20 protein-coding genes are annotated in these 26,465 nt (G+C 70.0%); 13 read left to right on the top strand and 7 right to left on the bottom strand.

Annotation, left to right across the window (positions count from 1 at the left end; all coding sequences use genetic code 11):
- Positions 1-152: 152 nt before the first annotated feature.
- From ACTMTU_RS28635 to eccE, 3 genes are all read right to left on the bottom strand, one after another.
- Positions 153-3,353: an SCO5717 family growth-regulating ATPase gene (locus ACTMTU_RS28635; RefSeq protein ID WP_441266350.1), complete on the bottom strand. Its 3,201-nt coding sequence runs from the start codon at positions 3,351-3,353 to the stop codon at positions 153-155.
- Positions 3,354-3,636: 283 nt separating this feature from the next.
- Positions 3,637-4,356, bottom strand: coding sequence for a hypothetical protein (locus tag ACTMTU_RS28630; protein ID WP_441266349.1), 720 nt, complete (start codon positions 4,354-4,356; stop codon positions 3,637-3,639).
- The gene (gene eccE / locus ACTMTU_RS28625; RefSeq protein ID WP_441266348.1) at positions 4,356-5,651 is read right to left on the bottom strand and encodes a type VII secretion protein EccE; all 1,296 of its coding nucleotides are present in this window, start codon (positions 5,649-5,651) and stop codon (positions 4,356-4,358) included. Before eccE ends, ACTMTU_RS28630 begins: the two co-directional genes overlap by 1 nt.
- A 220-nt stretch (positions 5,652-5,871) precedes the next feature.
- Here eccE and eccB point away from each other — a divergent pair, with 220 nt between their 5' ends.
- The 4 genes from eccB (at position 5,872) to ACTMTU_RS28605 (ending at position 9,499) form a co-directional block, all read left to right on the top strand.
- Positions 5,872-7,413 (top strand): type VII secretion protein EccB, encoded by a 1,542-nt coding sequence (gene eccB, locus ACTMTU_RS28620; protein ID WP_441266347.1) that lies wholly within the window; start codon positions 5,872-5,874, stop codon positions 7,411-7,413.
- A gap of 9 nt (positions 7,414-7,422) precedes the next feature.
- Positions 7,423-8,667 carry a type VII secretion-associated serine protease mycosin gene (gene mycP / locus ACTMTU_RS28615; RefSeq protein ID WP_441266346.1) on the top strand — a complete coding sequence of 415 codons (1,245 nt, stop codon included), beginning with the start codon at positions 7,423-7,425 and terminating at the stop codon, positions 8,665-8,667.
- A gap of 139 nt (positions 8,668-8,806) precedes the next feature.
- Positions 8,807-9,145, top strand: coding sequence for a WXG100 family type VII secretion target (locus ACTMTU_RS28610; RefSeq protein WP_441266345.1), 339 nt, complete (start codon positions 8,807-8,809; stop codon positions 9,143-9,145).
- A 57-nt stretch (positions 9,146-9,202) separates the two neighbouring features.
- A complete protein-coding gene (locus tag ACTMTU_RS28605; RefSeq protein WP_159686316.1) occupies positions 9,203-9,499 on the top strand; it encodes a WXG100 family type VII secretion target in 297 nt (98 codons plus the stop codon).
- Between the two features lie 67 nt (positions 9,500-9,566).
- Here the strand turns inward: ACTMTU_RS28605 and ACTMTU_RS28600 are convergent, their stop codons facing one another.
- Both ACTMTU_RS28600 and eccCa read right to left on the bottom strand, forming a co-directional pair.
- Entirely contained in the window at positions 9,567-9,812 is a 246-nt protein-coding gene (locus ACTMTU_RS28600; protein WP_441266344.1) for a DUF397 domain-containing protein, read from the bottom strand.
- Positions 9,813-9,936: 124 nt separating this feature from the next.
- Complete coding sequence (gene eccCa / locus ACTMTU_RS28595; protein ID WP_441266343.1) at positions 9,937-13,887, bottom strand: type VII secretion protein EccCa; 3,951 nt, start codon at positions 13,885-13,887, stop codon at positions 9,937-9,939.
- Between the two features lie 186 nt (positions 13,888-14,073).
- Between eccCa and eccD the strand changes: the two genes are divergently transcribed.
- The 6 genes from eccD to ACTMTU_RS28565 all read left to right on the top strand — a co-directional run bounded on the left by eccD (position 14,074) and on the right by ACTMTU_RS28565 (position 21,151).
- Complete coding sequence (gene eccD / locus ACTMTU_RS28590) at positions 14,074-15,552, top strand: type VII secretion integral membrane protein EccD (RefSeq protein WP_441266342.1); 1,479 nt, start codon at positions 14,074-14,076, stop codon at positions 15,550-15,552.
- 209 nt (positions 15,553-15,761) lie between these two features.
- Entirely contained in the window at positions 15,762-16,052 is a 291-nt protein-coding gene (gene rpsO / locus ACTMTU_RS28585) for a 30S ribosomal protein S15 (protein ID WP_356629631.1), read from the top strand.
- Positions 16,053-16,326: 274 nt separating this feature from the next.
- Positions 16,327-18,543, top strand: a complete 2,217-nt coding sequence (locus tag ACTMTU_RS28580; RefSeq protein WP_307708593.1) for a polyribonucleotide nucleotidyltransferase — start codon at positions 16,327-16,329, stop codon at positions 18,541-18,543.
- A complete protein-coding gene (locus ACTMTU_RS28575; protein ID WP_441266341.1) occupies positions 18,540-19,919 on the top strand; it encodes a M16 family metallopeptidase in 1,380 nt (459 codons plus the stop codon). Before ACTMTU_RS28580 ends, ACTMTU_RS28575 begins: the two co-directional genes overlap by 4 nt.
- Before the next feature lie 18 nt (positions 19,920-19,937).
- Positions 19,938-20,690, top strand: coding sequence for a 4-hydroxy-tetrahydrodipicolinate reductase (dapB, locus tag ACTMTU_RS28570; protein ID WP_441266340.1), 753 nt, complete (start codon positions 19,938-19,940; stop codon positions 20,688-20,690).
- Positions 20,691-20,698: 8 nt separating this feature from the next.
- Positions 20,699-21,151: a tetratricopeptide repeat protein gene (locus ACTMTU_RS28565; RefSeq protein WP_005311182.1), complete on the top strand. Its 453-nt coding sequence runs from the start codon at positions 20,699-20,701 to the stop codon at positions 21,149-21,151.
- A gap of 36 nt (positions 21,152-21,187) precedes the next feature.
- Here ACTMTU_RS28565 and ACTMTU_RS28560 read toward each other — a convergent pair whose 3' ends face one another.
- Positions 21,188-21,736, bottom strand: coding sequence for a hypothetical protein (locus tag ACTMTU_RS28560; protein WP_441266339.1), 549 nt, complete (start codon positions 21,734-21,736; stop codon positions 21,188-21,190).
- Positions 21,737-21,856: 120 nt separating this feature from the next.
- Positions 21,857-22,123 (bottom strand): hypothetical protein, encoded by a 267-nt coding sequence (locus ACTMTU_RS28555; RefSeq protein WP_441266338.1) that lies wholly within the window; start codon positions 22,121-22,123, stop codon positions 21,857-21,859.
- Between the two features lie 201 nt (positions 22,124-22,324).
- On the opposite strand from ACTMTU_RS28555, the gene thyX reads away from it, so the two are divergent.
- The 3 genes from thyX to ACTMTU_RS28540 all read left to right on the top strand — a co-directional run bounded on the left by thyX (position 22,325) and on the right by ACTMTU_RS28540 (position 26,010).
- The gene (gene thyX, locus ACTMTU_RS28550; RefSeq protein ID WP_441266337.1) at positions 22,325-23,065 is read left to right on the top strand and encodes an FAD-dependent thymidylate synthase; all 741 of its coding nucleotides are present in this window, start codon (positions 22,325-22,327) and stop codon (positions 23,063-23,065) included.
- 193 nt (positions 23,066-23,258) lie between these two features.
- On the top strand, positions 23,259-24,158 hold the full coding sequence (dapA, locus tag ACTMTU_RS28545) for a 4-hydroxy-tetrahydrodipicolinate synthase (protein WP_441266336.1): 900 nt from the start codon (positions 23,259-23,261) through the stop codon (positions 24,156-24,158).
- Positions 24,159-24,324: 166 nt separating this feature from the next.
- On the top strand, positions 24,325-26,010 hold the full coding sequence (locus ACTMTU_RS28540) for a ribonuclease J (protein ID WP_441266335.1): 1,686 nt from the start codon (positions 24,325-24,327) through the stop codon (positions 26,008-26,010).
- Positions 26,011-26,465: the final 455 nt, after the last annotated feature.

Here is a 26,465-nt window from a genome sequence, read left to right as displayed (position 1 = left end):
ATCTCTGGTTCGCCAGTTGGTGAAGCGAAGGTTTATCAGGGTGGTCATGCCGCGTCAACGGCCGCTCAAACCCCGTGTGGGCTGCGGGAATGCGACGAGGGCCCGCACCGGGGAGTCGGTGCGGGCCCTCATTGGTCAAGACCTCTGTCGCGTTACTGCTGAGGGGCTGGCGGTGCCTGCGGAGGCTGCTGCTGCGGCCATCCGCCGGGCGGGAACTGACCGGGCGGAACGTGTCCTTGCGGATCGGTTCCGCCGGCCGCGGGAGGCATCGGACCGGCGGGTTCCGCCGGTGCTGTGGCCTGCTGCGGATGCGGTTGCTGGGAGTGCGGCGGCTGCTGGTGAGGCTGCTGCTGCCAGCCCTGCGGCGGGTGCTGTCCCTGCGGCGCGCCGTACGGCGGCTGGGGCTGCTGCTGCGGGTGCTGAGGCTGGTGGGGCTGCGGCGGGTACGGCTGGCCGGGCACCGGTCCGCCAGGGGCGGGCTGGTGGCCCTGCGGGTGCTGCGGGTGGGGCTGCTGGGGTTGCCCCTGGGGGTGTCCCTGCCACTGTCCCTGCCCGTGGACCGGCATCGGCGGGGCCGCCTGGGGCGGCGGGTTGCCGTCCGCCGTCCAGAGCCCCTGCTGCTGCTGGGCGCGGACGAAGTCCTCGGCGATCAGCGCGGACAGATTGAAGTACGCCTCGCGGGTCTTGGGCCGCATCATGTCGAGATCGACCTCGGCGCCCGCCGCGAGGTGCTCGTCGAACGGCACCACGACCACGCCGCGGCAGCGGGTCTGGAAGTGCTGCACGATGTCGTCCACCTTGATCATCTTGCCGGTCTCGCGGACCCCGGAGATGACCGTGATGGAACGCTGCACCAGCTCGGCGTACCCGTGGGCGGACAGCCAGTCGAGCGTCGTCGAGGCGCTGCTCGCACCGTCGACGGAGGGCGTCGAGATGATGATCAGCTGGTCGGCCAGGTCCAGCACACCGCGCATGGCGCTGTAGAGCAGGCCGGTGCCCGAGTCGGTGAGGATGATCGGGTACTGCTTGCCCAGCACGTCGATCGCGCGCCGGTAGTCCTCGTCGTTGAACGTCGTCGAGACGGCCGGGTCCACGTCGTTGGCGATGATCTCCAGTCCGGAGGGCGCCTGAGAGGTGAACCGGCGGATGTCCATGTACGAGTTGAGGTACGGGATCGCCTGGACCAGGTCCCGGATCGTCGCCCCGGTCTCCCGGCGCACCCGGCGGCCGAGCGTACCGGCGTCCGGGTTGGCGTCGATCGCGAGGATCTTGTCCTGCCGCTCCGTGGCGAGGGTCGAGCCGAGCGCGGTGGTGGTCGTGGTCTTGCCGACACCGCCCTTGAGCGAGATCACCGCGATCCGGTAGCAGGACAGCACCGGCGTGCGGATCAGGTCGAGCTTGCGCTGCCGCTCGGCCTCCTCCTTCTTGCCACCGAGCTTGAAACGCGTGGCGCCGGAGGGGTTGCGGCTCGACTTGGGCTTCTGCTTGTTGTTGCGCAGGAGCCGGTCGGAGGAGAGCTCGACGGCGGCCGTGTATCCGAGCGGAGCTCCCGGCACGGAACGTTCACGCTGGTCGTGGGTGACCGGCGTGGGCCAGGCACCACCCGTACGCGGGTCCACGGCCGGACCGGGCGGCTGGGGGTAGGCGTGGGCCCCACCGGGCTGGGGGGCCTGCGGAGGCTGACCGTGCGGCGCCTGGCCCTGAGGGGGCTGGTGGCCCTGGGGCGGCTGACCCTGGTTCTGCGGCGGTACCTGGGCGCCCGGCTGAGCCTGATGCTGTCCGGGCTGCGGCTGTCCTGGGTGGCCCGGCTGCGGCGCCGGCTGACCGGGCTGCTGACCCGGCTGGGGAAAGCCGTAACCGCCCTGGGGCGGCGCGGCGGGGGCCTGTCCCGGCCCGGACTGCTGCGGAAAGCCGTAACCGCCCTGCGGCGCGGGCGCCGGCACGGGCTGCGCCGGCGCGACGGGACCGGTCTGCTGCGGGAAGCCGTAGCCGCCGCCCTGCGGTGCGGCGGGGGGCTGCCCCGGTACGCCCTGCTGCGGGAAGCCGTATCCGCCCTGCGGTGCCGGGGGCACCGGCCCGCCGGGCTGCCCTTGCTGCGGCGGCTGCTGTGCCTGCTGCTGCGCCGGGTGCGGGAAGCCGTAGCCGGGGGCCTGGGCGGGTACCTGGGCGGCCGGGTCCGCGGCCGGTGCGGGCACGGTCCACTGAGGCGCGGCCGGCGGCGCCGCCGGCTGGAACTCGGGCGGGAGGGGCGGCAGTCCTCCGCTCTGCGGCGGCGATGCGGGAGCGGCTGCCCACGGCGCGGCTCCCGAGGGGGCGTCCTGGGGGGCGGCCGGAGCAGGAGGCGCGGTGTCCTGGGGGGCGGCCGGGGCAGGAGTGGCGTCCTGGGGGGCGGCCGGGGCAGGAGTGGCGTCCTGGGGGGCGGCCGGGGCAGGAGTGGCGTCCTGCGGGGCTGTCGGAGCGGGGGTGGCGTCGGAGGGCTCGTCGCCGGCCTGCGGACCGGAGTCCGTGACGGCCACGGCTTCGCCGCCGTCCGTGTCGTCGCCTTCGTCGCCGGCGCTGCCTTCATGGCCGCTCCGGTCGGCGGCCGGGGCATCGGTGGCCGATGCGTCGTCGGCGATGGGCTCTTCGGAGGCGTCGCTGCCCGGGCCGTCGGTACGACGGGGATCGTCGGCGTCGTCCGCCACAGCGGCGTCGGGGGCGGCGCCCTCGGCCTCGGCCTCCGGCGCCGTCTGCGTCTCCGCCGGGGCCTCGGGCTCCGCGGCCGGTCCCGTCTCGGCCTCCGGCTGCGGGCCGTCGGCCGCCTCGGCGTCCGTCCCGCCCGCCTCTGCCGCGGCCCGCTCGGCCATCTCGCGCTTCAGCGCGGCGGGGGAGAAGCGCATGGTGGCGCCGCTCTCCAGGTCCCCGCCGCCGAAGGACTGCCACGACAACTCCGGCGCCTGCGGCGCGGTCGACCCCTGCGCGGGCTCGTCCGCCGGGGCGGGCGCCTGCTCCGCCTCGGGCACGGGTGCGGACGCGGGAACGGCCGGAGGCGCGACGGGTGCGGGTTCCTGCGGCGTGGATTCCTGCTGCTGGGCAGGCGCAGGCGCGGGCGGCGGCGTCTGCGACCAATTGGGTTCGAACCCGCTGCCCGAGGGCAGTCCCGGCACCGCGATCGGCGCGCCCTGCGGCGGGGGCGGCGGGGGCGTCTGTGCCCCGCTGCCTCCGCCGGACGTGTCACCCGACGCGTTCTGTGTGTACCAGGCAGGCGGGGTGTAGTCGATGGTGAACTCACCCGTCAACTCGGCGGGCTCCGCGTCGGACTCGTCGACGGGAATGTTCCAGCCCCCGTGGATGTCGTCCCGATCGCCGTTCACTTTGCCTCCTGGTGTGGTCGAGCACCCTTGTGCCGTCGTGGGTGGGGGCCACCGCCTTCTTCGGATCGGCCCGGCTCTCCCCCTGGGACGCTGTCGGCACACCCGTAGGTTCTAGTGCCGCGCCCCGACCCACCCTAATCGCCAACAACGCCACTCCGTCAGGCCCGTCAGGCCCTCGGCCACTGTCCCGTGCGTCACGCCCTGCCCACAGGTGACCCTGCTGCACCAGAGCGTGAGAAATCCGGCAGACCAAACCGGGACAACCCTGAACGGAACCGCCCGCTCAGTCCATCCGCCGGGCGCTGCCCAACAATCCGGTCTCGGCATCGGTGGCCTGCGTCATGACGAACTGCCGGTCCCGCGGCGTGCACCAGAGGGTGACTCCGTCGGCGAGCGTGGAAAGCGCCTCGGTCTCGGCCTGAGGCAGATGCATGATGCGTCCGATCTGCCGTGCTTCGTCCGGGGAGACACGCTGGACGCCGACGAGCCCCGACTTCTCCATCAACCGGGGCGCGACCGGGCTCAGATACGGCAGGAGCGTCAGCACCGACTGCCAGGGCCCGGAGACGACCCGGCCGCGCGGCGGCCGCATTCCGCAGTCCCGTACGACGACCACGGGGCTCCCGGCGGAAGCGCCCTGCGGCGGCACCCGGCCCACGTCGTGCAGCGAGATGCACTGCTGTCCGCCGCCCGCGGCCTGAGCCAGCGCGGTCCACGCCGGCGCGCGACCCGTCTCGACCGTGACCCTGGCCCCGGTCGCGGCGGCGCGCAGAGCGAGGACCTGGGCCGTCCACAGGCCACCGATCAGTGTCACGTCGTACGGGGTGGGGCGGTTGATGCCCAGTACGGCGGGCCTGCCTTCGGCGTCGACGCCGATGACCACGCCGTCGTCACCCACCGGCAGGGTGAGGGCGGCCAGTTGGTCGAGGGTCATCGCGTGCCGGTCCCTGCGGGGCCCGATGAGACCGAAACCGATACGCGGCTTTGCGGCAGGTGCAGACATCAGCGGGCTCCCCCGAGCGGCAGCGTGGCGAGCATTCCGGGCAGTTGCTCACGGTCGAGCCTCACCAGACCCGTCTTCACCCCACGGGCCGCCCGCTCCAGTTCGTGGCGTGCGGTGACCAGTTCCTCGTCGCTGCGTCCCGTGATCCGGACGTGTCCGGTGACCGTCACACCCTGCCGGTCGCCGTGGCCGAGGGTCAGGCTGAATGTCGTCGCGAGCGCGGGGATCGACGTGAGCAGGGCGACCAGCTGGGGCATCTGGGCCCCGCCACCGCCGAGTTGGGGCCACCGGCCCACCCAGTACGTCGTGTGCCTGCGGTCGTCGACGCGCCAGGTGCGGGAGGTCTCCTGAGTGCGCCGCGCGGGCACCTCCGCCCGGCCCGCCTGGGCGATGGCCATGGGGCTGGCGCAGGACGACGTGGCGAGGGCGGAGGTCAGTTCCTGCTCCGTGAGCACGGTCGCCCGGAAGCCGGCTCCGGTCAGGCGGCTGGCCAGCTGGTCCGCCGTCCGCACCACGCATTTCTGTGCGCCTTCGATGCCGCCGCCGCGGGCCGCCACCGCTTCCGGGCACAGCTCCGGGTCGAGCTTCAGAGCGATCCAGGTGATGCGCAGCGCCGGTGAGCCGGTCTGGGCCTGCAGCGGCGCGTAGTTGCGTGCCGCGACGGACTGCTGAGGCAGGTGCGGAGCCGGGGCGGGCTGGGTGTGCTGGACGATCTGGACCGACTCCAGCCGGATCCCGTCCACTTCCATGACGTCCTTGATCAGGGCCATGGGGAGCGGGCGCGCCATGCGCTCCGGCCGCAGCGCCGTCGCGTCCGACTCGACCTGGAGGACGGCGGTCAGGAACGTGCCGTCACCGATCATCCCCACGGGTCGCCGGTCCCGGTCGCCGTACGTGTACGTCCGCAGCGCCGGGTCGCATTCGACGACAGGCGCCAGTCCCGGCTCGGTCCCGGGCTCGATGGTCAGCGACTTCGCCCGGCGCGTCCTCGCGCGCAGGGCGAACACGGTGGAGAGCCACTCCGGCAGCGACCGGCGATGCCTGCGTACCACGGCCAGCAGCACCAGAACGGCCGCCAGGACACCGGCGGGTACAAGGAGCAGCGGGTCGGCGACCCAGGCGACCAGCAGCAGGGCGGCGGCGATCTCGACCAGGACGAGTTGTTGCAGTCGGAATGTTCCGAAGTGGCCGGGCCGTGCCCGCAGACGGGGTGCGCTCGGGCCGGAGGAATGGGCGGACGGTCGTGCGGAGGACTGTCTGCGGGCCGCGGGCCGCGCGCGCGTTGCGGACGCCATTACTCCGGCACCCCCCGGTTCATTAGGCCCCAATTCATCCCGATCACCCCTGTCCAGCCCCGCCCAGCAAGGCTTCCGGCGGCTGGATCACCCTACCCGCCCCACGAGCACCACCGATCAACAGGCATAGTAGGGGGCCGGTCCGAACGGCAGGGCCCGGGGCCGCGCTCACCACACGGGCCTCGCGGGGAGACAGTGCCTTCTTTACCAATGGGGACTCATGGCATCACGGCGGGATGAGCTCAACGCATACACCTTTGCGAAGAAGCGCACGGTGGCGGCATTCCTCCAACCCTCCCCGTCGGGCACGGAGGAGGGGGCGCCGCGGCCGCTGCGCGCGATCGTCCCCGGCCTGATCGTGGGAGTGCTGATCCTGGCCGGCTTCGGCGCGTTCGGCATGTTCAAGCCCAAGGCCCCCAAGGACTGGGCGGCGCCGGGCACCAAGGTGATCGTCGGCAAGGACTCCACCACGCGTTACGTGGTCCTCGAGACCGGCAAGGGCAAGAACAAGAAGGTTCTGCTCCACCCGGTGCTGAACCTCGCCTCGGCCCGACTGCTGCTCACCCCGGAGCAGTTCAAGGTCATTCAGGTCGCCGACGACATCCTGGACTCGGGCAAGCCGGCCCGTGGCCCGATCCTCGGCATCCCGTACGCGCCCGACCGCCTGCCCAGCGAGAAGGAGGCGGGCCAGGCCAAGCGCTGGGCGGTGTGCGAACAACCGGGCGCCGGCCAGGGCGCGTCCGCGCAGAAGGCGACGTTCATCTTCGCCGACCGCGACCTCAAGAGGACCGAGGGGAAGAACCGGCTGACCGGTGGACAGGTCCTGTACGTGGAGGGCAAGAGCGGGCGTTACCTCGTCGACGCGGCAGGCACCAAGTACCTGGTCCGCGGAACGGAGAACGACGCCGACCTCCTCACCCGCGCCCTGGTCGGTGACCGCACCGAGCCGCAGCCCGTCACGGAGGAGTGGTTGGCGACGCTCCACGAAGGCAGCCCGATCGACTTCCCCGTGATCCAGGGCCAGGTGGGCGCACCGGCCGGCGTCGGCGGCGGACTGACCGCCGAGCAGGACCAGGTGGGCATGGTCCTCCAGGCCCAGACGGGTGCCGGACCACGGCACTACGTCGTCCTCGAGGGCAAGGTCCAGCCGGTGTCGGACTTCACCGCGTGGCTCCTGATCAACTCTCCCCAGACGGACACGCTCGACATGGGCGGACAGGCTGCGGTGGTCGACGCGGCCTCCTTCACCCCGGAGTCCGACGTCTTCGGCGCGCAGAACCGCTGGCCCGAACCGAGGGCCGAGCACGTCAACTCCGCGAACGGCGGGCGCGACACCGTTTGCAGCGTGCTCCGGAAGGTCGACGACAAGGGCCGCACCACGCTCTCCACCTGGGCGGGCTCGGCCTACCCGGCGGAGATCACCGCCGGCGGCACCAGCACCTACGTCACCCCCGGCTCCGGACTGCTCTACACCCAGGTCCAGGGCAACCAGACCAAGCCCGACGGTTCTCTCTTCCTCGTGACCGACACCGGGCTGCGCTACGCGGTGCAGGCCAACGGCGACAGCGACTCCGACCGCTCCGACATCGGCGCCGGCGGCGAGGGGCAGCAACAGGACGGCCGCCCCGAACCCAGCCAGGCGCAGATCCGGCTCGGATACGGCAAGATCGTCCCGTCGCTGGTCCCGATCACATGGTCCGAGTTCCTGTCCAAGGGCCCGCGGCTGGACACCAACAGCGCACGCCAGCCGCAGGGTTCGTAAGGAGCGCCGATGCTGTATCCGCTCAAGCGGGCCGCGGCCACGGCCGCCGCCGCGCTGCTCACCGCCCTGACGGCCGCGACGCCGGCCGCCGTGGCCGCCGAAAGGCCGGGAGGACCGGCCCTCGACGGCAGCGGCGAGTGCACCTTCCCCATGAAGGAGCAGATCGCGGGTACCCCGTGGCCCCTTCAGCGGGTCCTGCTCGACGAGTTGTGGCAGGACACCAAGGGCAAGGGCGTCCGGGTCGCGGTCATCGACACCGGGGTCGACAACGACAACGTGCAGCTGAAGCCGGCCGTCGACGCCTCAGCGGGCAAGGACCTCCTCAAGCCCGACAAGAAGAACAGCGACGAGAAGCGCGGCAAGACGGACGGCACGGTCGACCTGGTGGGCCACGGCACCAAGGTGGCGGGCATCATCGCCGCACGGCCCCGCGAGGGAACCGGCTTCGTCGGCATCGCACCCGAGTCGACCATCATCCCGATCCGTCAGAACGACGAGAACAACAGTGGCAACGACCGCACCATGGCGACGGCGATCGACCACGCCATCGCCAAGGGCGCCGATGTCATCAACATCTCCCAGGACACCGTCAAGCCGCTCGGACCCGATTCGGCGCTGGGCAAGGCGGTGCAGCGGGCGATAACGGCGGGCGTCGTCGTCGTCGCGTCGGCCGGCAACGACGGCATGGACGGCAAGGTCAAGAACACCTACCCGGCCGCTTTTCCGGGTGTGCTGGCCGTCGCCTCCTCCGACCGGAACAACGAGCGGGCGGTCTTCTCCCAGGCCGGTGAATTCGTCGGCGTCGCCGCGCCGGGCGTGGACATCGTCTCCACCGTTCCGGGCAACGGCCAGTGCATCGACAACGGCACCAGTTTCTCGGCCCCCTACGTCGCCGGGGTGGCGGCCCTGCTGAAGGCCAAGCACCCCCGGTGGACGCCGGCCGAGATCATCGCCGAGATCGAGCAGACCGCGACCCGCAGCATCAACGGCCACGACAACTTCGTCGGTTGGGGAGTGATCGACCCCGTACGCGCCCTGAGCGGCGACGACAAGCCCCAGGCCGCCCCTCGGCCGGACCCCGGACCGGCCAAACCGCCCGCGCCGGAACCGGCGCACCTGGCCATGACGGAGACCGTCCAGGAACGCAACGAACGCTATGCAACCTACGCGCTGGGAATCGGCGTCGTACTGGTGGCGGTGATCGCGGGGACCGCGGCGGTCGTCCGGGACACCGCGCGGAAACGGGCACGCTGAAGCAAGTAACCGTAAACCGCTTTGCAGTTGGAACCGTCGTACCAAGTGGATAGAGTGACAGTCGGACCAATGGTCCGGCACGGGGGCGGCATCCGAACGGCTTCCGTCTACAGTCACTGTCGCAGGAAGAAGGGGCACGATGTCGGACAAGAATCTCGACGTAACCACCGGTGATATCACCGAACTCAGCGGCAAGATCCAGAACTTCTCGACCGAGCTGAACAGTCGGATCACCTCCCTGAACGGCGTTGTCGACCGCATTCAGGCGGGCTGGCAGGGTGCGGCGAGCCAGCAGTACGACCAGGTGCAGACGCAGGTGAACCGCCGTCTGGCCAACCTGCAGCAGAGCCTCGAGAATCTCCAGAACATTGTGAAGATGAGCGCCGACGGCTTCGACGAGGAAGAGCGCAAGCGCATGTCGAGCTTCGCCGGCATGGAGAACGCCAAGGGCAACACCAGCGCCATCCTCGAAGTCTGAGCCGGACAGTCCCGTCCGCATCGACCGTTCGCCGAACTTCACTACCAGGAGAGATCAATGACCACTGCCGTCAATTACGACACAGTGACCCAGGCCGCGCGCGACACGGTGAAGACCGCCTCGGACCTGGCGGACGAACTCCGCATCCTGCTGGGCCACGTCAACCGTGTCGCCGGCGCGTGGCAGGGTGAGGCCAAGGAGGCCTACGTGGCCATCCAGAAGCAGCTCGCCACCGACATGGACGGCATGAACCAGGACCTGCAGACGATCGCCCGCCTGCTGGGCGACGCCGTCATCGGTTACCAGGACACCGACAAGGGCAACGCCGCACGGTTCCGCATGATGATGGGCTGAACCGCCCGTCGCCCACGCGAAAGGGGGCTGCCCGCACCGGCGGGCAGCCCCCTTCGTCGTGACGCCGCTACTTGAGGTCGAACTCGCCGTCCCGCGCGCCCAGCACGAAGGCCCGCCATTCGGCGTCCGTATAGCGCAGCACCGTGTCGTGGTCCAGCGACGACCGCATCGCGACGGCACCGCCCGGCAGGTGGGCGATCTCGACCCGTTCCTCGTCGGGACTCGTGCCGGGAGCGCCGACCCACTCCACACCGGAGATGTCGAGGGCGTACAGCTCTTCCTTCTGACGTTCCTTGTCGACTGCGTCAGTCATCGGCGCGTCCCTCCATGCATGTCACCCAGCAGTTGCAGATGGTCACACTACTGCGTGCGCCCGACCGTTCTTGACGAACGGCCGGGCGGTGTGCAAGGGGACCGGGGAGCCGGTCGACGCGCTCCTACTGACCCGGGTACCAGCCGACCTGGATCAGCGGGTTGCCCCTCTTGCGTGACACGAAGGTGCCCCGTCCCGGCGGCATCGGACGGGCCCTCACGTTGCCCATGATGTCGCCCTCGGCCGGGCTGCCGGACAGGATGACACCCTGGCCGCCCAGTTCCTTCATGCGCTGCATGAACGGCTCGTACATCGCGCGGGACGCTCCCGCGGCGTTGCGCGCCACGATGAAGCGGACACCCACGTCGCGCGCGTAGGGCAGTTTCTCGGCCAGCGACGCCAGCGGATTGCCGGAGTTGGTGGCGACCAGTTCGTAGTCGTCGATCACGACGAACAGCTGCGGACCCGACCACCAACTGCGGTCACGCAGCTGCTGCGGTGTGATGTCCGGCTTCGGGGCACGCCGTTCCATCACCGTGGAGATCGCGTCCATGTGCATCTCCATCGCCGACGCCATCGGCGCGTACTCGAGCAGGTGGGACGCCGGGACCGCCTCCAGCATGGTGCGCCGGTAGTCACCCACCACGATGCGCGCCTGCTCCGGCGTGTACCGCTCGGCGATCTGCTTGGCGACGAGCCGCAGCAGGTTCGTCTTTCCCGACTCGCTCTCGCCGAACACCATCAGGAAGGGATCGGTCTCGAAGTCGACGAAGACCGGTTCCAGGTTCGTCTCGTCGATGCCGATCGCGATGCCGTGCTGGGGGTACTCGAAGCCCTTCGGCAGCTGCTCCGCGGGCAGCCTGCGCGGCAGCAGCCGGATCGTCGGAGCCGCCGGACCGGACCAGTTGCTCTTCACCGCCTGGACGAACGCGGAAACGCCGTCGGCGAGGTCGCCGGAGCTGCTCACCGAGTCGATCCGCGGCAGCGCCGTCATGAAGTGCAGCTTCTCCGGCACCTGGCCACGGCCGGGCACCCCGGCCGGGACGTTGGCCGCGACCTTGCGGTCGAACTCGGAGTCCATCACATCGCCCAGACGCAGCTCGAGACGGCCGAGCATCTGGTCCTTGAGCGCCGCGCGCACCTCCATGTAGCGGGCGGCGGTGATGACGACGTGGATGCCGTAGCCCAGGCCGCGGGCGGCGATGTCCGAGACGATGGGCTCCAGCATCTCGTAGTCGTTCTTGAAGCCGCCCCAGCCGTCGATGACCAGGAAGACGTCTCCCCAGGCCTCGCCCGGCAGCTCACCCGCGGCACGCTTGCGCCGGTACGTCTGGATGGAGTCGATGCCGTTCGCCCGGAAGAACTCCTCACGCCGGTTCAGGACGCCCATGACCTCGGCCACGGCACGCCGCACCCGCTCGGGGTCGAGACGCGAGGCGATACCGCCGACGTGCGGCAGGTCCGAGAGGGACGACAGACCGCCACCGCCGAAGTCCAGCCCGTAGAACTGCACTTCGCCCGGTGTGTGGGTGAGGGCGAAGGAGGAGATCAGGGTGCGCATCAGCGTCGACTTGCCGGACTGCGGACCGCCGACCACCATCATGTGGCCCGCGGCACCGGAGAAGTCGCGGTACAGCACCTCACGCCGCTGCTCGAACGGCTTGTCGATCAGGCCCAGCGGCACGATCAGACCACCCGGCCGGGTGTACTCGGTCGCGGTGAGTCCGCGATCCGCGGTGGGAGCGAGGCCGGGCAGCAACTGGTCGAGCGTCGGGGCCTGGTCCAGCGGCGGCAGCCACACCTGGTGTGCCGGCACGCCCTGACCCTCCAGCCGGCGCACGATCACATCGAGGACCGTGTCGGCGAGGGCTTCGTCGTCGGAACCGCTCGGTGCGGTGGCCGACGGGTCGGGGGCCGCGTACACGACCGGCACCGGAGCCGCGGTGAACAGCGCCGGCCGCCGCTCGACGGACAGATGGCCGACCGAGAGGTCCGGGCCCCCGGTGCGGTACGTACCGGACACGTAGGCCGCCTTGAAGCGGGTCATCTCGTCGGTACCGAACTTCAGGTAGCCGGAACCGGGCACGGAAGGCAGGTGGTACGCGTCCGGCACACCGATCGCCGTGCGGGACTCGGCCGCCGAGAAGGTGCGCAGACCGATCCGGTACGACAGGTACGTGTCCAGACCGCGCAGCTTGCCCTCCTCCAGGCGCTGCGACGCGAGCAGCAGATGGACACCCAGCGAACGGCCGATGCGGCCGATCTGGATGAACATGTCGATGAAGTCCGGCTTGGCGGTGAGGAGTTCGGAGAACTCGTCAAGAACCAGCACGAGCGAGGCGAGCGGCTCGAGCGCGGCGCCCGCCGCGCGGGCCTTCTCGTAGTCGTGGATGTTGGCGTAGTTGCCCGACTTGTGCAGCAGTTCCTGGCGGCGCTGCAGCTCCCCGCGGATCGCGTCGCCCATGCGGTCGACCAGCGTCAGGTCGTCCGACAGGTTGGTGATGACCGCCGCGACGTGCGGCATCTGCGACATTCCCGCGAACGTCGCACCACCCTTGAAGTCCGCGAGAACGAAATTGAGCGTCTCGGAGGAGTGGGTCACCGCGAGCCCGAGGACCAGGGTGCGCAGCAGTTCCGACTTGCCGGAACCGGTCGCGCCGACGCACAGGCCGTGCGGGCCCATGCCCTCCTGCGCGGCCTCCTTGAGGTCGAGCATGACCGGCTGGCCGTCCTCGCCCACGCCGATCGGCACACGCAGCCGCTCGGCCACGGAACGGGGCCGCCACGTACGGGCCACGTCGATACCCGCGGCGTCGCCGAGGTTCAGCAGATCGGTGAAGTCGAGGTTGGAGAGCAGCGGTTCGTCGTCGTCGCCGCCCCCCATGCGCAGCGGCGCGAGCTGACGGGCGAGCGCCTCCGCCGCGGGCAGCGAGATGCCGTCGGGAATCCCCTCGTACGCCACCCGCGAGCCCGACTCCAGCCGGAGCCTGCCCGGCCGCACGACGACGGACAGTCCGCCGCGGGGCTCGTCCAGGTCCCCGGAGACGACCTCGACGATGGTGACGCCCTGCAGGCCCTCCGCCGCCGCGAACAGGGAGTCCGGCGGCACCATCCCGCCGTCGAGCACGACGACGATGTGGGGCTGGTCCATCACGGGCTGGTTCTCGCGGCTGAAGCGCGGCCGGCCGTCGAGCCGGCTGTGCAGCATCTGCTCCAGCTCACCGAGGTCGTCGCCGAACAGACGCTTGGTGCCCGCGCCGTCCACCTGACCGGGCACCTGCGTGTGCGGGAGCCACTTCGTCCAGTCCCAGCGGGCCACCGCGCCCGGCGCCGCGACGACAGCCAGCATCAGGTCGTCGGGCGAGTGCAGCGTCACCAGCTGGGAGACGAGCGCACGGGCCGTGGCCTGCGCCGACTCCGGCTCGCCGGAGACCGTCACGTGGTAGAAGGCGCGCATCGAGACGGCCATCGGCAGGCCGTCCAGCGAACCGTGGGCAGCCAGGAACTGCTGCATCGCACCGGCCGCCAGCGGCTCCAGCTCGTCGACCGGCGCCGTGTCCGGAGCGATCAGCGGCGTGGCGAGCTGCTGCGCGCCCAGGCCGATACGGACCTGGGCGAAGTCCTTGTCTCCCACCCGTCGTTCCCACAGGCGGGACCCTTCGGCCACCACCGACCACAACTGCTCGGGGGAGGGGTGCAGATAGAGCTGCGCGTCGCGCTGCTTACGCGCGGTCTTGCGCACCGTACGCCGCGTCTGTGCGAGGTATTTGAGGTAGTCACGACGGACATCGGCCATTTGCCCCTGCGTACCGCGGCGGTACCTGACGACCTGTGCCACAACCATCGCGACCGTCGAGACCAGCATCAGCACACCCATGATGCGCATGAACGGAGGTGCCTGCGGCGAGAAGAAGAAGACCACGGAGGAGCCCATGCCGAGAACCGGCAGGACCTGCATCAGCATGCCCTCCTGCTGGCCTCGCGGCAGCTCTGGAGGCGCCTCCAGAACCAGTTCCCCTGTGGGGACTTCGGGCGGCAGGGACCTCGGCGGGCGTTTCACGACGATCTGGCTCACCGGAGCATCAATCCCTCGAGACGGACGGAAGACGGATGGGCCGGTTCCGCCACCGACGCCCCCGGGACCGGGTGATCGGCGCGCTCCCCTCCGCGCGACGGTGATCCTACTTGCAGACCGGTCCCACGTGTCCCGGTAGGGTGGCGCGCGCATCGTGCGCAACCGCGAATCAGGGGGTCCACACACGTGAGTACGACCGCAGCGACCGGCTTCTGCCGCGTCACCGTTGTGGCGCCGGACAGTCGTATCGATGTCGCCCTCCCCGAGGACATCGCCGTTGCCGACGTCTATCCGGAGATCCTGCGCCTGACCGGACAGACGCAGGCGGCGGGCGCACCCACCGGCTACCACCTGGTCCGCAGGGACGGCACGGTCCTCGACGGCGCACGGTCCCTGGCCGCCCAACGGGTGGTGGACGGCGACGTGTTGAGCCTGCGTCCGTTCGCGGAGTCCCTGCCCCCGGCCGTCTTCGACGACGTCTCCGACGCCGTGGCGTCCGCCGTGGTCCGCGACCGTCACCTGTGGAGCGACGACCTGCTGCGCGGAGCCGGCCTCGTCGGCGGCGTGCTGCTGCTCGTCCTGATGGGCTTCGTGCTGTGGTTCGCCGATCCCGTCCGCCACGACATGCACAGCCTGCCGGGCATCATCGCGGGCGCCGCGGGCGTGCTGCTCACCGCATTCGCCGGTGTGCGGGCACGCGTCTACGCGGACCGCGGCACGGCCGTGGCCCTCGGACTCGGGGCGCTGCCCCTCCTGCTCATCGCCGGCTCCGGAATCATCGGCCCCGACGCGGGCCACGGCCCCGGCCGACTGCAGTTCCTCCTCGGCTGTGTGACCGTGCTGATCGCCTCCGTGGCCCTCGTCGCCCTCACGCCCAGCGGCGACGCCCCGTTCGTCGCGGCCACGTTCCTGGCCGTCACCGGCACCGCCGCCACCTTCCTGGCGATCATGACGGAGTGGTCCGCGACCGGGACGGCAGCCGTCGTGGTGCCGGTAGCCATCGGCCTGGTGGCCTTCCTGCCCGGCCTCTCCGCCCGCTTCGCCCGCCTCCCCATCGGCTACGCCGCGCCCCGCAGCGCCGCCGACGAGTTCGAGGGGGACGGCTACACGGACCCGAACGAGCCGCCGGAGGCCGAGCCGGTCGACGCCGAGCGGATCGCCGCCCAGGCGCGCCGCGGCCACGAGATGCTGCTCGGCCTGGTCGGCGGCTGCGCCGCGGTCGTCGTCGGCTGCGCCGCCGTGCTCGGCTTCTCCAGCAACGTCTGGGGACAGTTCCTGGCCCTGGCCGCCGGTCTGGCGATGCTGCTGCGCGCCCGCCTCTTCCGCTACACCTCGCAGGTCGCCTGCACCCTGGTGGCGGGCATCGCGGCCATCGCCCTGCTGGTCCTCGGCCTCTCCCTGAACCCGCCGGTCGACCTGATGAAGGACTTCCTGATGTACGGCGACCGGGGCGGCCTGGACATCCGTACGATCTGGCTCACGGCCGCCGTGGCCGCCGGTGCCGCGCTGATCACGGCGATCGGACTGGTCATCCCCAAGAAGGGCCTCTCCCCCTTCTGGGGCCGGCTCCTGGACATCACCGAGGGTGCCGTGCTGCTCTCCCTGGTCCCGCTCTGCCTCGCCGTCCTGGACGTCTACGACGCGGCCCGCTCGCTCACCAGCTAGCCGTGGCCGGCCGGGCGTGGCGGCGCCCGGCCGGGCGGGCTCCGGCAGGCTGGTACGCTGTGTAACGGCCGATTGTGTACGCGATCCCCGGAGTCCTGCGGATTCCGGAGTGCAGCGCCTGTCGGACCTCCGCCTCCGAGTCACGGAAGCTCCCCTGAGACAGAGACCAGGGGCACTCGCGGGCGCATCGAAACCATGAGGAGTACCGAGTGTCTCTCGACGCCGCTACGAAGAAGCAGATCATCACCGAGTTCGGCACCAAGGAGGGCGACACCGGCTCCCCCGAGGTCCAGGTTGCGATGCTCTCCCGCCGCATCTCGGACCTGACCGAGCACCTCAAGACGCACAAGCACGACCACCACTCCCGTCGTGGTCTGCTGATCCTGGTCGGCCAGCGCCGCCGCCTGCTGCAGTACCTGGCCAAGAAGGACATCCAGCGTTTCCGTACGCTGGTGGACCGGCTCGGTATCCGCCGCGGTGCTGCCGGCGGTGCCAAGTAAGACGCCGTGAAGGGAGCGGTTCCCACTCTTAGGGGGCCGCTCCCTTTGCTGTACGTGCGCGATGTACCGGACGACAATTAGTCTGGTCGCACAACGACACACCGAACGCGCGAGAAGCCGCCTCCTCGCCGCCGGTCCTCGGTAGTGGCCCCCGGACAGAACACCCCGGGTGCTTCGATCGAAGACCGGCCCGCACACAAGGCGCGCTTCTCCGCCACGGTCCCCGAGCCACACGGGCACGGGGACGAAAAGACGAATGTAGGAGAAACCGCTGGTGGAGAACGAGACCCACTACGCCGAGGCCGTCATCGACAACGGCGCCTTCGGTACCCGCACCATCCGCTTCGAGACGGGCCGCCTGGCCAAGCAGGCCGCCGGTTCCGCCGTGGCGTACCTGGACGACGACACCATGGTGCTGTCGGCCACCACCGCTTCGAAGAAGCCCAAGGACCAGCTCGACTTCTTCCCCCTCACGGTGGACGTCGAGGAGCGGATGTACGCAGCCGGCAAGATCCCCGGCTCCTTCTTCCGCCGTGAGGGCCGGCCCTCCGAGGACGCGATCCTCACCTGCCGCCTGATCGACCGCCCGCTGCGCCCCTCCTTCAAGAAGGGCCTGCGCAACGAGATCCAGATCGTCGAGACGATCATGGCTCTCAACCCCGACCACCTGTACGACGTGGTCGCCATCAACGCCGCCTCCTGCTCCACGCAGCTGGCCGGCCTGCCGTTCTCCGGCCCGATCGGCGGCACCCGTGTCGCTCTGATCAAGGGCCAGTGGGTCGCGTTCCCGACGCACACCGAGCTCGAGGACGCCGTCTTCGACATGGTGGTCGCCGGCCGCGTCCTCGAGGACGGCGACGTCGCGATCATGATGGTCGAGGCCGAGGCCACCGAGAAGACGATCGAGCTCGTCAAGGGCGGCGCCGAGGCGCCGACCGAGGAGGTCGTCGCCGCAGGTCTCGAGGCCGCGAAGCCCTTCATCAAGGTCCTCTGCAAGGCGCAGTCGGACCTCGCCGCCAAGGCTGCCAAGCCCACCGGCGAGTTCCCGGTCTTCCTCGACTACCAGGACGACGTCCTGGAGGCGCTGACCGCCGCCGTCAAGAGCGAGCTCGCCCAGGCGCTGACCATCGCCGGCAAGCAGGAGCGCGAGACCGAGCTCGACCGCATCAAGGAGCTCGCCGCCGAGAAGCTCCTCCCGGCCTTCGAGGGCCGCGAGAAGGAGATCTCGGGCGCCTACCGCGCGCTGACCAAGAAGCTGGTCCGCGAGCGGATCATCAAGGACAAGGTCCGCATCGACGGCCGTGGCATCACGGACATCCGTACGCTCGCGGCCGAGGTCGAGGCCATCCCGCGGGTGCACGGTTCCGCGCTGTTCGAGCGTGGCGAGACCCAGATCCTGGGCGTCACCACCCTGAACATGCTCCGCATGGAGCAGCAGCTGGACACCCTCTCCCCGGTGACCCGCAAGCGCTACATGCACAACTACAACTTCCCGCCGTACTCCGTCGGTGAGACCGGCCGCGTGGGCTCGCCCAAGCGCCGCGAGATCGGCCACGGAGCGCTCGCCGAGCGCGCCATCGTGCCGGTGCTGCCGACGCGCGAGGAGTTCCCCTACGCGATCCGCCAGGTCTCCGAGGCGCTGGGCTCCAACGGCTCGACGTCCATGGGCTCGGTCTGCGCCTCCACCATGTCGCTGCTGAACGCCGGTGTGCCGCTCAAGGCCCCCGTCGCCGGTATCGCCATGGGCCTGATCTCCGAGCAGATCGACGGCGAGACGCACTACGTCGCCCTCACCGACATCCTCGGTGCGGAGGACGCCTTCGGTGACATGGACTTCAAGGTCGCCGGCACCAAGACCTTCGTCACCGCGCTTCAGCTCGACACCAAGCTCGACGGCATCCCCGCCTCGGTCCTGGCCGCCGCGCTGAAGCAGGCCCGTGACGCGCGTCTGCACATCCTCGACGTGATGAACGAGGCGATCGACGTTCCGGACGAGATGTCCCCGAACGCGCCGCGCATCATCACCGTCAAGATCCCGGTGGACAAGATCGGTGAGGTCATCGGCCCCAAGGGCAAGATGATCAACCAGATCCAGGAGGACACCGGCGCCGACATCACGATCGAGGACGACGGCACCATCTACATCGGTGCCGCCGACGGTCCGGCCGCCGAGGCCGCCCGCGCCACGATCAACGGCATCGCCAACCCGACCATGCCGGAGGTCGGCGAGCGTTACCTGGGCACCGTCGTGAAGACGACGACCTTCGGTGCGTTCGTGTCCCTGCTCCCGGGCAAGGACGGCCTGCTGCACATCTCGCAGATCCGCAAGCTCGCCGGCGGCAAGCGCGTGGAGAACGTCGAGGACGTGCTCGCCGTGGGCTCCAAGGTCCAGGTCGAGATCGCCGAGATCGACTCGCGCGGCAAGCTCTCCCTCATCCCCGTGGTCGAGGGCGAAGAGGGCGACGAGACGAAGGACGACGCTGCCAAGTGACGTCCCGTAGTTCACAGGCGACGGCCCGCACCTCCTCGGAGGCGCGGGCCGTCGCCCGTACCCAAACCCTCCTCAAGGGCAAGGACGGAATCGGCACCGTCCGGCGCACCACCCTCCCCGGCGGTCTGCGCGTCGTCACCGAGACGCTGCCCTCCGTACGGTCCGCCACCTTCGGCATCTGGGCGAACGTCGGCTCACGCGACGAGACGCCCTCCCTCGGCGGCGCGACGCACTACCTCGAGCACCTCCTGTTCAAGGGCACCCACAAGCGGTCCGCCCTCGACATCTCCGCCGCGATCGACGCGGTCGGCGGCGAGATGAACGCCTTCACGGCCAAGGAGTACACCTGCTACTACGCGCGGGTGCTCGACACCGATCTGCCGCTCGCCATCGACGTCGTCTGCGACATGCTCACCGGCTCGCTGATCCTTCAGGAGGACGTCGACGCGGAGCGCGGTGTCATCCTCGAGGAGATCGCGATGACCGAGGACGACCCCGGCGACTGTGTGCACGACCTGTTCGCACACACCATGTTCGGCGACACGCCCCTGGGCCGCCCGGTACTCGGCACCGTCGACACCGTGAACGCCCTGACCGCGGACCGCGTGCGGCGCTTCTACAAGAAGCACTACGACCCGACCCACCTCGTCGTCGCGGCCGCGGGCAACATCGACCACGCGACGGTCGTGCGCCAGGTCCGCCGCGCCTTCGACAAGGCCGGCGCACTGTCCCGTACGGACGCCGTCCCCACGCCGCCCCGCGACGGCAGCCGCGCGCTGCGCACAGCGGGCAAGGTCGAACTCCAGAACCGCAGGACGGAACAGGCACACGTCGTGCTCGGCGTGCCGGGCCTCGCCCGGACCGACGAGCGGCGCTGGGCGCTCGGCGTCCTGAACACCGCGCTCGGCGGCGGCATGTCCTCCCGCCTCTTCCAGGAGGTCCGTGAGAAGCGCGGCCTCGCCTACAGCGTGTACTCGTACACGTCCGGCTTCGCCGACACCGGCCTGTTCGGCGTGTACGCCGGCTGCCGGCCCAGCCAGGTCCACGACGTGCTCAAGATCTGCCGGGACGAGCTCGACCGGGTCGCCTCCGACGGCCTGCCCGACGAGGAGATCGAGCGCGCCATCGGTCAGCTCTCCGGCTCCACGGTCCTCGGCCTGGAGGACACCGGCGCGCTGATGAACCGCATCGGCAAGAGCGAGCTGTGCTGGGGCTCCCAGATGTCGGTCGACGAGATGCTCGCCCGCATATCGGCCGTCACCCCCGACGACGTGCGCGCGGTGGCCGGCGAGGTGCTGGGACAGCGCCCGTCGCTGTCGGTCATCGGCCCGCTCAAGGACAAGCAGGCGGACCGCCTCCACGAAGCGGTCTCCTAGGAACGAAGGAAGTTAGCGATGAGCAAGCTGCGCGTGGCCGTCCTGGGTGCCAAGGGCCGTATCGGCTCCGAAGCCGTACGCGCCGTCGAGGCCGCGGAGGACATGGAACTGGTGGCGGCGCTCGGCCGCGGCGACAAGCTGGAGACCCTTGTGGACTCCGGCACCCAGGTCGTCGTCGAGCTGACCACTCCGGCCTCCGTGATGGGCAACCTGGACTTCTGCGTACGCCACGGCATGCACGCGGTCGTCGGCACCACGGGCTGGACCGACGACCGCCTGGCGCAGCTGAACACGTCGCTCGCCGCCTCCCCGGAGACCGGCGTGCTCATCGCGCCCAACTTCTCCATCGGCGCGGTCCTCACCATGAAGTTCGCCCAGCAGGCCGCTCGTTACTACGAGTCGGTCGAGGTCGTCGAGCTGCACCACCCGAACAAGGCCGACGCCCCGTCCGGCACCGCCACCCGCACGGCCCAGCTCATCGCCGCGGCCCGCGCCGAGGCGGGCTGCGCGCCGCAGCCCGACGCCACCGTCACCGCCCTCGAGGGTGCGCGGGGCGCGGACGTCGACGGCGTCCCGGTGCACGCCGTCCGGCTGCGCGGGCTCCTGGCCCACCAGGAGGTGCTGCTCGGCGGGGAGGGCGAGACCCTGACCATCCGTCATGACTCGCTGCACCACAGCAGCTTCATGCCCGGCATCCTGCTCGGCGTCCGCCGTGTGGTGTCCGCTCCCGGCCTCACGTTCGGCCTGGAGAACTTCCTCGACCTCGGCTGAAGCGGACCATGCGCGCAAAGATCACGTACTTCGTCACGGCCGCCGTCCTGGTCGTCTACTTCGTCCTCGTCGGCAGCCGGGGCGTGATGCTGCTGAAGCAGGGCACCGCGCTGACCGTCACGTTCGGTGTCGCGGTGCTGATCCTGCCGGTGATCGGTGTCTGGTTCCTGTGGATGAACACCCGTTTCGTCAACCGCGCCAACCAGCTGGCCGCCGAGCTGGAGGCCGAGGGCGGGCTGCCCGTCGACGAGCTGGTCCGTACGCCCGGCGGGCGCATCGACCGTGACTCCGCGGACGCCGTGTTCGCCAAGCGGCGCGCGGAGACCGAGGACTCACCCGGCGACTGGCGCTGCTGGTTCCGGCTGGCCGTCGCCTATCACGACGCCCGTGACACACCGCGGGCCCGCCGCGCGATGCAGCGCGCGATCGCGCTGCACGACGGCAGGCCCGTCCCGAACTGAAGTCGGCGCCGACCGGGGCGGCGGGGAAGCGGAGAGTCAGCCGGCCCGGTACTCCGCGCCCCACGCCTCCACGGTGTCCGCGGCGCGGTCGAAGGCTTCCGGCCGTGAGAGGAAGTCGGCGTTGTGGTCGGTGAGCAGCGTGAGCGGCTCCCCGCCCGGGCGGGCGGCCACGAGCGCCTGACCCTGCACCGTCCGGGGCAGGCCCAGCCAGCGCACCGGCTGCTGCACGGTGCGCAGTTCCGAGGTACGGCGCCACGGGACGGTGGTCGTCGCGAAGAACCCCACGCGCCGCAGGCCGTGCCGGCTGACCCAGACTCCCATGCGCAACAGCCGCAGCGCGGCCGCGATCACCGCGAGGCCGAGCACGAAGCACACCCCGGAACCCGGCAGGGCACCCGCGAAGGCGATGATCACGCCCGCGATCAGCACGAACGAGGCGAGCAGCAACAGCAGGGCGGCGGCCCCGACCCGCCATGGGCCGGGCCGGTACGGACGCCGCCACTGGTCGTGATCGTCGAAAGGCAGCGCGACGTCGTCCTCTTGCGTGTCAAAAGCACGGTCGGCCGTCAGGAAAGGCAGGGGCACGACTGATCCTCACTCACCAGCACACTCGGTTGGGCTGTGCCCGGTGAGGCTACCGAGGCCGCCGGGCGCCGACCACCCCAGGGGGTCTTGGGCGTTCCCCTGCCCCCGGCGGCGACTGCCTCAGCGGTTCTGGGACGCTTCGGACTTCTTGGGCTGCGAGGGCGTGCCCCCGGCGTCCAGCGCCGGCAGCCCGAAGAGCAGCGACCCCACCAGGCCGGCCACGACGGTCAGCCCGACAAGAACCCGTCCCGCGAGCTCTGAACGGCTGGGACGGACGGGGGGAGGGGGAGTGACGTTACTGCGAAAGGCATCGGCCTCGGCGACGAACGCGAAGGGGACGGCCTCTCGCCGGGGGGCACCGCCCAGCGATGGCTGGGGGAGGGACATCAGGGACTCTCCTGTAACTCGTGATGGAACGGCTGCGTGGTTGAACACCGCTACTCGTACAGACGAGCGCAGACGTCATTCGGTGCCCGAATTCCCCGAATTGACCAAAGGACACCTCGAACGGACGGCATGGTCGGCGCTGTCGGTGCCGCGCCGTAGAGTGGGCGCCGCCCGAGCGATGCAGATGGAAGGACCCCGCCGGTGAGTGAGACCCCCGCAGAGATGGCCAAGCCCAGCTTCCGGAGCGACGTGACCGTCGAGTTGGTGAAGCACACCGCCGGAGACTCCGACGTGCTGTGGGCCGCCCGTGTCTCCACCGCGGGCGAGCAGTCCCTCGAGGAGCTCTCGAAGGACCCGGAGCGCTCAAAGGGCCTGATCAACTACTTGATGCGGGACCGCCACGGAAGCCCCTTCGAGCACAACTCGATGACGTTCTTCATCAGCGCCCCGATCTTCGTCTTCCGTGAGTTCATGCGGCACCGCGCCGGCTGGTCGTACAACGAGGAGTCCGGCCGCTACCGCCGCCTCGAGCCGGTCTTCTACATCCCGGACGCCGAGCGCAAGCTCGTCCAGGAAGGCCGTCCGGGGAAGTACGTCTTCGTCGAGGGCACCCAGGCGCAGCAGGAGCTGACCGGCCGGGTGATGACCGACTCCTACACCCATGCGTACGAGGCGTACGTGGAGATGCTCGACGCCGGCGTCGCCCGCGAGGTGGCCCGCGCCGTTCTGCCCGTCGGTATGTACTCCTCGATGTACGCGACGTGCAATGCCCGCTCGCTGATGCACTTCCTCGGCCTGCGCACCCAGCACGAGCTGGCGAAGGTCCCGTCCTTCCCGCAGCGTGAGATCGAGATGGTCGGCGAGAAGATGGAGCAGCACTGGGCGAAGCTCATGCCGCTCACATACGCCGCATTCAACGCCAACGGACGCATCGCACCGTAGTAGGGCACACATGTACGGCGGGCCCGGACGAGGTGTCCGTATTGCGGCGTTTCGAGAAGTTCATCTAGGCTGATCAAACGGACCCGGCACTGCTTGAACCCCCGAGCAGGCAGTGCCGGGCTCCGCATGCCACGTCGTACGTCACGTCCCCCAAGGGGGCATCCGGCGATGAGCAGCGAGTAGCGTGTTACCCATGGCTCCGATCTCCACTCCGCAGACCCCCTTCGGGCGGGTCCTCACCGCCATGGTTTCGCCCTTCACGGCGGACGGCGCACTTGATCTCGCGGGCGCCCAGCAGCTGGCGGCCCATCTGGTGGACGCAGGCAACGACGGCCTGGTCGTCAACGGCACCACCGGCGAGTCGCCCACCACCAGCGACGCGGAGAAAGACCAGCTCGTACGGGCAGTACTGGAAGCGGTCGGAGACCGGGCCCATGTCGTCGCCGGTATCGGCACGAACGACACCCGCCACAGCATCCAGCTCGCCCGCGCCGCCGAACGGGCCGGCGCGCACGGCCTGCTCGCCGTCACGCCGTACTACAACAAGCCCCCTCAGGAGGGCCTGCTCCGCCACTTCCGGGCCATCGCGGACTCGACCGAGCTGCCCGTGATCCTTTACGACATCCCCGGCCGCAGTGGCGTGCCGATCGACACGGAGACGATCGTCCGCCTTGCCGAGCACCCGCGGATCGTCGCCAACAAGGACGCCAAGGGCGACCTCGGCCGCGCCAGCTGGGCCATCGCCCGCAGCGGCCTCGCCTGGTACTCGGGCGACGACATGCTCAACCTGCCGCTGCTCTCCGTCGGCGCCTGCGGCTTCGTCTCCGTCGTGGGCCACGTCGTCACGCCCGAGCTGCGTGCGCTGCTCGACGCCCACCGCGGCGGTGACGTCCAGAAGGCCACAGAGATCCACCAGAAGCTGCTGCCGGTGTTCACCGGCATGTTCCGCACCCAGGGCGTCATCACGACCAAGGCGGCACTGACCCTCCAGGGCCTGCCCGCCGGTCCGCTCCGGCTTCCCCTCGTCGAGCTCTCGCCGGAAGAAACCGCGCAGCTCAAGGTCGACCTGGCAGCCGGCGGGGTAGAGCTCTGAACAGACTTCACAACTGAATAGACGAAACCGGCCGACGAGACCGAGACGGGCCGACCCACAGCGGTCGGCCGACGGACCCGGCCGGACACAGACAACAGCAAGTGCACGAATGTCATGTACGCCACGTGCCCCCGCGGCAGGTGGCGTACATGGTGAGGAGAGTCTTTTGAGTCATCCGCATCCTGAACTCGGCGCGCCGCCCAAGCTGCCGAAGGGCGGTCTGCGCGTCACGCCGCTCGGCGGTCTCGGTGAGATCGGCCGCAACATGACCGTCTTCGAATACGGCGGCCGGCTGCTCATCGTCGACTGCGGTGTCCTCTTCCCCGAGGAGGAGCAGCCCGGCATCGACCTGATCCTGCCGGACTTCACCACCATCAGGGACCGCCTCGACGACATCGACGGCATCGTGCTCACGCACGGCCACGAGGACCACATCGGCGGCGTCCCGTTCCTGCTCCGGCTGAAGCCGGACATCCCGCTGATCGGCTCCAAGCTGACCCTCGCGCTGATCGAGGCCAAGCTCCAGGAGCACCGGATCCGCCCCTACACCCTCGAGGTGACCGAGGGGCACCGTGAGCGCATCGGCCCCTTCGACTGCGAGTTCATCGCGGTCAACCACTCCATCCCGGACGCCCTGGCGGTCGCCATCCGCACCCCTGCGGGCATGGTCGTCCACACCGGCGACTTCAAGATGGACCAGCTTCCGCTGGACCGGCGCCTCACCGACCTGCACGCCTTCGCGCGGCTGAGCGAGGAGGGCATCGACCTCCTCCTCTCCGACTCGACCAACGCTGAGGTCCCGGGATTCGTCCCGCCCGAGCGCGACATCTCGAACGTCCTGCGCACGGTCTTCGCCAACGCGCAGAAGCGCATCATCGTGGCCAGCTTCGCCAGCCACGTCCACCGCATCCAGCAGATCCTGGACGCCGCCCACGAGTACGGCAGGCGCGTGGCTTTCGTGGGCCGCTCGATGGTCCGGAACATGGGCATCGCCCGGGACCTCGGTTATCTGCGGGTCCCGGCCGGCCTGGTCGTCGACGTGAAGACCCTCGACGATCTCCCGGACCACGAGGTGGTGCTCGTCTGCACCGGCTCCCAGGGGGAGCCGATGGCCGCTCTCTCCCGGATGGCCAACCGCGATCACCAGATCCGCATCGTCCAGGGCGACACGGTCATCCTGGCCTCGTCCCTCATCCCGGGTAACGAGAACGCGGTGTACCGCGTGATCAACGGCCTGACCCGCTGGGGCGCGAACGTCGTCCACAAGGGCAATGCCAAGGTCCATGTCTCGGGTCACGCGTCGGCCGGTGAGTTGCTGTACTTCTACAACATCTGCAAGCCGAAGAACCTGATGCCGGTCCACGGCGAATGGCGCCACCTGCGTGCCAACGCGGAGCTCGGCGCCCTGACAGGTGTCCCCAAGGACCGCATCGTGATCGCCGAGGACGGCGTGGTCGTCGACCTGGTCGACGGCAAGGCCACGATCGTCGGCAAGGTCCAGGCCGGCTATGTGTACGTCGACGGTCTCTCCGTCGGCGACGTCACGGAGCCCGCGCTCAAGGACCGTCGCATCCTCGGTGAAGAAGGCATCATCTCGGTCTTCCTCGTCGTCGACAGCACAACCGGCAAGGTCTTGGGCGGACCGAACATCCACGCCCGGGGCTCGGGCATCGAGGACTCGACCTTCGCGGCCGTCATGCCGAAGATCGAGGACGCGATCGCCAAGGCGGCCTCCGACGGCGTCGCCGAGCCGCACCAGTTGCAGCAGCTCGTGCGTCGCACGGTGGGCAAGTGGGTCTCCGACACCTACCGCCGGCGTCCGATGATCCTCCCGGTCGTCGTCGAGGTCTGAGGCCTCCGACGCCGCCAACTCCGGAGCGGAGCCCCCGATTTGCATCGGGGCGCTCCGCTCCAGTACGTTTACGTCTCCGCCTGAACGGGAACCCAGCACACTCATGTGTGCTGTGGGCTGCCCGCAGGGGGCGGGGAATTCCGACTCAGAACTTCTGATAAAGTCGGAACCGCCGGAAAGTGAAACGCGAAAGCGGAGAACTGAAAGGCAAAACCCGCCGGCCGGGAATCAGACACGAAAGAGTTTGATAGAGTCGGAACCGCCGGAAGGCCGAAAGGCCGGAAAGCACACCGAGGAAATCGGATCGGAAAGATCTGATAGAGTCGGAAACGCAAGACCGAAGGGAAGCGCCCGGAGGAAAGCCCGAAAGGGTGAGTACAAAGGAAGCGTCCGTTCCTTGAGAACTCAACAGTGTGCCAAAAATCAACGCCAGATATGTTGATACCCCGTCCATC

The organism is Streptomyces sp. OZ13, from assembly GCF_052068155.1.
GTDB lineage: Bacteria > Actinomycetota > Actinomycetes > Streptomycetales > Streptomycetaceae > Streptomyces.
Note: the sequence above shows the minus strand (reverse complement) of the source record. Positions and strands in the feature narration are given on the sequence as shown.

What these genes read in the sequence shown, in the direction of transcription:
- ACTMTU_RS28630 (WP_441266349.1), bottom strand. Translation starts at nt 4,356, where the DNA reads ATGTCTGCACCTGCCGCAAAGCCGCGTATCGGTTTCGGTCTCATCGGG.
- mycP (WP_441266346.1), top strand. Translation starts at nt 7,423, where the DNA reads ATGCTGTATCCGCTCAAGCGGGCCGCGGCCACGGCCGCCGCCGCGCTG.
- ACTMTU_RS28610 (WP_441266345.1), top strand. Translation starts at nt 8,807, where the DNA reads ATGTCGGACAAGAATCTCGACGTAACCACCGGTGATATCACCGAACTC.
- dapA (WP_441266336.1), top strand. Translation starts at nt 23,259, where the DNA reads ATGGCTCCGATCTCCACTCCGCAGACCCCCTTCGGGCGGGTCCTCACC.
- eccB (WP_441266347.1), top strand. Translation starts at nt 5,872, where the DNA reads ATGGCATCACGGCGGGATGAGCTCAACGCATACACCTTTGCGAAGAAG.
- ACTMTU_RS28600 (WP_441266344.1), bottom strand. Translation starts at nt 9,812, where the DNA reads ATGACTGACGCAGTCGACAAGGAACGTCAGAAGGAAGAGCTGTACGCC.
- ACTMTU_RS28605 (WP_159686316.1), top strand. Translation starts at nt 9,203, where the DNA reads ATGACCACTGCCGTCAATTACGACACAGTGACCCAGGCCGCGCGCGAC.
- ACTMTU_RS28555 (WP_441266338.1), bottom strand. Translation starts at nt 22,123, where the DNA reads ATGTCCCTCCCCCAGCCATCGCTGGGCGGTGCCCCCCGGCGAGAGGCC.
- eccE (WP_441266348.1), bottom strand. Translation starts at nt 5,651, where the DNA reads ATGGCGTCCGCAACGCGCGCGCGGCCCGCGGCCCGCAGACAGTCCTCC.
- ACTMTU_RS28565 (WP_005311182.1), top strand. Translation starts at nt 20,699, where the DNA reads ATGCGCGCAAAGATCACGTACTTCGTCACGGCCGCCGTCCTGGTCGTC.
- dapB (WP_441266340.1), top strand. Translation starts at nt 19,938, where the DNA reads ATGAGCAAGCTGCGCGTGGCCGTCCTGGGTGCCAAGGGCCGTATCGGC.